The organism is Syntrophomonas sp. (assembly GCF_028707975.1).
Classification (GTDB): domain Bacteria; phylum Bacillota; class Syntrophomonadia; order Syntrophomonadales; family Syntrophomonadaceae; genus Syntrophomonas.
This window is the reverse complement of the sequence record NZ_JAQVZX010000122.1, coordinates 1-4,668: the sequence shown is the minus strand read 5'-3', so window position 1 is coordinate 4,668 and position 4,668 is coordinate 1. Positions and strand designations below refer to the sequence as shown.

General features: G+C 46.5%; 5 protein-coding genes. 1 reads left to right on the top strand and 4 read right to left on the bottom strand.

Annotated features, from left to right (window positions below; all coding sequences use genetic code 11):
• Nucleotides 1-413: 413 nt before the first annotated feature.
• The gene (locus tag PHP87_RS10780) at nucleotides 414-1,166 is read right to left on the bottom strand and encodes a DUF3298 and DUF4163 domain-containing protein (protein ID WP_299921232.1); all 753 of its coding nucleotides are present in this window, start codon (nucleotides 1,164-1,166) and stop codon (nucleotides 414-416) included.
• A 205-nt stretch (nucleotides 1,167-1,371) separates the two neighbouring features.
• Between PHP87_RS10780 and PHP87_RS10775 the strand changes: the two genes are divergently transcribed.
• The gene (locus tag PHP87_RS10775) at nucleotides 1,372-2,712 is read left to right on the top strand and encodes a hemolysin family protein (protein WP_299921231.1); all 1,341 of its coding nucleotides are present in this window, start codon (nucleotides 1,372-1,374) and stop codon (nucleotides 2,710-2,712) included.
• Between the two features lie 3 nt (nucleotides 2,713-2,715).
• Here PHP87_RS10775 and hisIE read toward each other — a convergent pair whose 3' ends face one another.
• From hisIE to PHP87_RS10760, 3 genes are all read right to left on the bottom strand, one after another.
• Nucleotides 2,716-3,366, bottom strand: coding sequence for a bifunctional phosphoribosyl-AMP cyclohydrolase/phosphoribosyl-ATP diphosphatase HisIE (gene hisIE / locus PHP87_RS10770; RefSeq protein WP_299921229.1), 651 nt, complete (start codon nucleotides 3,364-3,366; stop codon nucleotides 2,716-2,718).
• Nucleotides 3,363-4,121: an imidazole glycerol phosphate synthase subunit HisF gene (gene hisF / locus PHP87_RS10765; RefSeq protein WP_299921227.1), complete on the bottom strand. Its 759-nt coding sequence runs from the start codon at nucleotides 4,119-4,121 to the stop codon at nucleotides 3,363-3,365. Before hisF ends, hisIE begins: the two co-directional genes overlap by 4 nt.
• A gap of 23 nt (nucleotides 4,122-4,144) precedes the next feature.
• Nucleotides 4,145-4,668, bottom strand: a 524-nt coding sequence (locus PHP87_RS10760; protein WP_299921224.1) for a HisA/HisF-related TIM barrel protein, incomplete at its 5' end; no start/stop codon positions are given.

Genomic DNA, 4,668 nt, shown 5'->3' with positions numbered 1-4,668 from the left:
GGTGCGAAGACAGCAAAAATATACAGCGCATAATTTTTATAGGAAAGAATCTTTATACTCTGTCCCAGGACATGGCAAAATCGCACCAAATCACAGATTTAAAGGAAGTGGGGAGCCTTTACCTGCGCTAGCCCTTATGCAAGGCATAGTTATATTAAATTAACATTTTCTTTTCAACTCAATAGATTATCAGCAACAAAGGGACTGGCGTTTTGGTTATTGGCCAGTCCCTTAATACCTGTTGAATAAATGGAACACTCGTCTTGGCAGCGGGCATTCCATTTATTTTAATAAGTTAAATAATGACTCCACTGCTGCAAAAAGTTATAAATATGCATTAGCTTGCATAAAAAGGGGTTTTTGCAGCAGAGTCAATAATATAAGTAAAATCTGTGTTTGGAGTTTAAGAGGATTTATTCAAGCCGTTTTTGCAATTCGGGATTTACCATGTCACCAAACTCGCTAAAGGGAATTTTAAATTCCGGTATCCCAGCGGCATAAGGAGCAATATCATATAACTGGAAATAAACGGTTATACCATCCAGCTGCAGCGTAAAGAACTGGTCGTCTTCAATGCCCTTAAAACCGTCCATTTCCGGTTCAAAATAGCCTTCCGGATTTTTAGCTATCTCAGCCTGTATAGCTTTATCAATAACATCTTTATAATTGCTATCCGGTTTAAAAACATCAGATAGTTCCAGCTCCGACCCATCTCTCAAATCAATATTAAAAGGCATGCGATAAGTCATGCCATGTGCTCCGCCCAAAAACTCGTACTTGTCAAAATAAAGGCTAAGTAAGCTGTTATTGTTATATATAACTTTATAATCGCTGGTTAATGCAGAAGGAATATTTGCAAACGGGTTTTCTTCATCTAAATCTTTATCCATTTCTTCCCTTTCAGCCAGCATTTCATCCCGGCGTTGCAAAAACAGATTGCGAAAACGGTCATTTAAGCTTTGCTGCAGCTTCTCATCTTTCATTTCGCTAAGAACCGGAACTTTCAAACTTAATTCAAGATTATCCTTGTTGTCTTTAATTTCCTCAGTGCTAATTGTAATTGGTGACTCTTGTTTTGCTGTAGGCAAACTACCACTACACCCCAGGCAACTCATCACCAAAGCCATTAATACCCCTAGAATAGTAATACTGCGAATTTTCCTCACCAATACAGCCTCTCCCTTCACTTTACACTTATTTCATTAATAATATCATTTTTTTACAGGTTGCAAAGGAATTTTTTTATGGTGTGGGACGGTGTATAATGTTTTCATAATCTCTCCAGGTTTTAGGTACATATAAATTACGGCCATGATGCAAGCTGAACTATGAGCGAATTTTAATCTGACTGTTGGCAAGGAGAATTTTTTAATGGAAAATCCGGCTGGCCTTAATATCCTCTTAAGTCTCGGCAAAATCCTTATTGCCCTTCTCCTGGTGCTGCTCAACGGGATTTTTGTAGCGGCTGAATTTGCCTTTGTCAAAGTTCGACCCACCCGCATCAGGCAACTGGTAGCGGAAGGGAATAAGAAAGCTGAGGGCGTACAGGAATGTATTGAAAAGTTGGATGCCTATCTCTCGGTTAGCCAACTGGGCATTACCCTATCCAGCCTGGGTCTGGGCTGGCTGGGCGAACCGGCTGTAGCCACCCTGATCTCCCCTTTGCTGTTTCGCTGGGGTATAAACACTCCGGCCCTGGTCCATTCCATTTCTTTTCTGCTGGCCTTTTCCCTAATCACCTTTCTTCATGTAGTTTTCGGTGAGCTGGCCCCCAAAACCCTGGCCATCCAGAAGGCGGAAGCTATAAGCCTCTGGCTGGCAGGTCCCATGCGGGCTTTCTTTTATCTTTTTTATCCGGCGGTACATTTGTTAAACGGAACCGCCAATAAAGTAGTAAGGCTGCTGGGCTTGGAGCCAAAAGGCGAAATTGAAAGAATACACAGTGAAGAGGAACTGCGCATGCTCATTTCCGAAAGCTACCGGGGCGGGCAAATCAACAAAAGCGAACAGGAATTGCTGCAAAATGTTTTTCGTTTTGAGAACCGGATAGCTGAAGAAATCATGGTTCCTCGCCCGGAAGTGATTTTTTTGGACATCCAAGCCCCACTGGAAGAGAACCTGGCTATAGCTCGCCAGTCCGGGCATACCAGGTTTCCCCTCTGTGACGGCAGCCCGGACCGGATAATCGGGCAGATAAATATTAAGGACATCATCTCCCGGGAGGAAGGAATAAAAGACCTAAACCAGATACGCCGGGATATTATCTTTATCCCTGAGGTTATGCCCCTGGAGCGTTTGCTGCCGGAATTCCAAAAACGCCACCAGCACATTGCTGTAGTTCTGGATGAATACGGAGGTACCGCCGGCATTGTAACCCTGGAAAATGTTCTGGAAGAGCTGGTAGGGGAAATCCAGGATGAATTTGACCATGAGGAACCCGAAGTTATTGTCGAAGAATCCGGCAGGCTTCTGGTCAGCGGCCGTATGTTCATTGAAGATGCGATGGAGAGATTTGACCTGGCGATTGATAAAGAGGAAGAGGAGCAGTATAATACCCTGGCCGGTTATGTTCTGGGAAAACTGGGCCAGCGCCCGCAAGAGGGAGATGTGGTGAAGCAGGAACATTTGCAGCTGGAAGTGGTAAAGATGGACGGGATGCGCATCGACCGCATCCGCATCCGTAAACTCCCGGCAAAGCCCCGCCAGGATTGAGCTTTAGCGGCGAGATTTCAGTTCGGAAAAAACTTCCGCTAGGCTAACCCCCTGTTCTACCAGCAGAACCAGCAGGTGATAGAGCAAGTCGGATGTCTCGTAGACCAGTTCAGCTTTATCCCGGTTCTTGGCAGCGATGATCACTTCCGCGTTTTCTTCACCTACTTTTTTCAGGATTTTGTCCAGGCCTTTATTAAAGAGATAGGCTGTGTACGAGCCCTCCGGCATTTTTTCCCTGCGTTCCAGAATAATATCATATAATTCATAAAGGATTCCCGGCCCCCCACCAGCGGAGTTGTAAACCGCCGATAGGTCCAATACGGGACTCTCGACTTCTTTCCCATCAAGGGTCTGGTAAAAACAGCTGTAGTGCCCAGTATGACAGGCTACCCCTGTTTGCGCCACCTTGATCAGCAAGCAGTCACTATCACAATCAAAAGATATTTCCTTTACCTCCTGGATATGCCCCGATTCTTCCCCCTTTTGCCATAGTTTCTGTCGACTGCGGGAATAAAACCAGGTTTTGCCGCTTTCCAAAGTGCGAGCCAAGGATTCCTTATTCATATAGGCCATCATCAATACCTGCCCGCTCTCATAATCCTGGATAATGGCGGGAAGCAAACCCTTTTCATCGAATTTTAAATTATCTATCATAATCTTACTGCCACTCCTTTAGCCGCCAGGTATTCCTTGGCCTGCCGCACCGTATATTCACGAAAATGAAAAATTGAAGCACAGAGAACGGCATCAGCCTTGCCCTGAGTAATGGCTTCATAGAGATGTTCCAGCTTGCCGGCTCCGCCCGAGGCGATAACCGGTATCCCGACCTGCTCGCTTATAGCGGCGGTAAGTTCAATGTCATACCCGTCTTTGGTTCCATCCTTGTCCATGCTGGTTAAAAGTATTTCTCCAGCTCCCAGGCTTTCCACCTTGCGTGCCCATTCCCGGGCATCCATGCCAGTGGCAAGCTGTCCCCCATCAATATAAACCTCCCATGAATTCTCGCTGATACGCCGGGCATCTATAGCCACCACGATACACTGGCTGCCAAATTTATCTGCCCCTTCTTTAATGATCTGCGGATCCCTTATGGCTGCTGAATTCATGGAAATCTTGTCCGCTCCTGCCTTCAATATATTGCTGATATCATCCAGGGTTCTTATCCCTCCACCGACAGCAAAGGGAATAGAAACCTCGCGGGCGGTTTGCCGCACTACCTCCACCATGGTTTGGCGCTCCTCGGAGGTGGCGCTGATATCCAGAAACACCAGTTCATCGGCCCCCTCTTTATCATAGAAAGCCGCAAATTCCACCGGATCGCCGGCATCCCGTAAATTAATAAAGTTTGTTCCTTTTACCACCCGGCCGCCATGTACATCTAGGCAGGGTATAATTCTTTTAGCCCGCATCAAACCACCCCATATATCAAAATTTATTTTTCCGCTTCCTTAAGAGCATCAAGCAAACTTATCTTGCCGTCATAGAGGGCCTTGCCAATAATGGCCCCGCTAACCCCGTCATTCTCCAACTCTTTCAAGGCTCTTATATTGTCCAGGCTGCTTACCCCTCCGGAAGCAATAATATCCAGTCCGGTACTACAAGCCATCTCTTTTATGGCCGCCAGGTTGGGACCCTGCAAAAGCCCGTCCCGCGAGACATCTGTATATATGGCCGTTTGTACCCCCAGAGCTTTCATCTGCAATGCAAAATCTATAGCCGTTATTGAAGAAGTGGAAACCCATCCTTCCACCGCCACCATGCCCTCCTTAGCATCCAGGCCCAGTACTATGCGCTCAGGGCCGAACTTATCCAGCAGGTTGACGATGAAATCCGGGTGGGAAACCGCCCGGGTTCCAATTATTACCCGGCTGGCACCCAGAGCCAGAAGCTTTTCCACATCGCTTAGCTGACGCAGGCCTCCGCCTACTTGAAAACTAATGTCAATCGCTGCAGCTA

Coding starts and splice junctions, on each gene's coding strand:
- PHP87_RS10775 (WP_299921231.1), top strand. CDS start 1,372: ATGGAAAATCCGGCTGGCCTTAATATCCTCTTAAGTCTCGGCAAAATC.
- hisIE (WP_299921229.1), bottom strand. CDS start 3,366: ATGATAGATAATTTAAAATTCGATGAAAAGGGTTTGCTTCCCGCCATT.
- hisF (WP_299921227.1), bottom strand. CDS start 4,121: ATGCGGGCTAAAAGAATTATACCCTGCCTAGATGTACATGGCGGCCGG.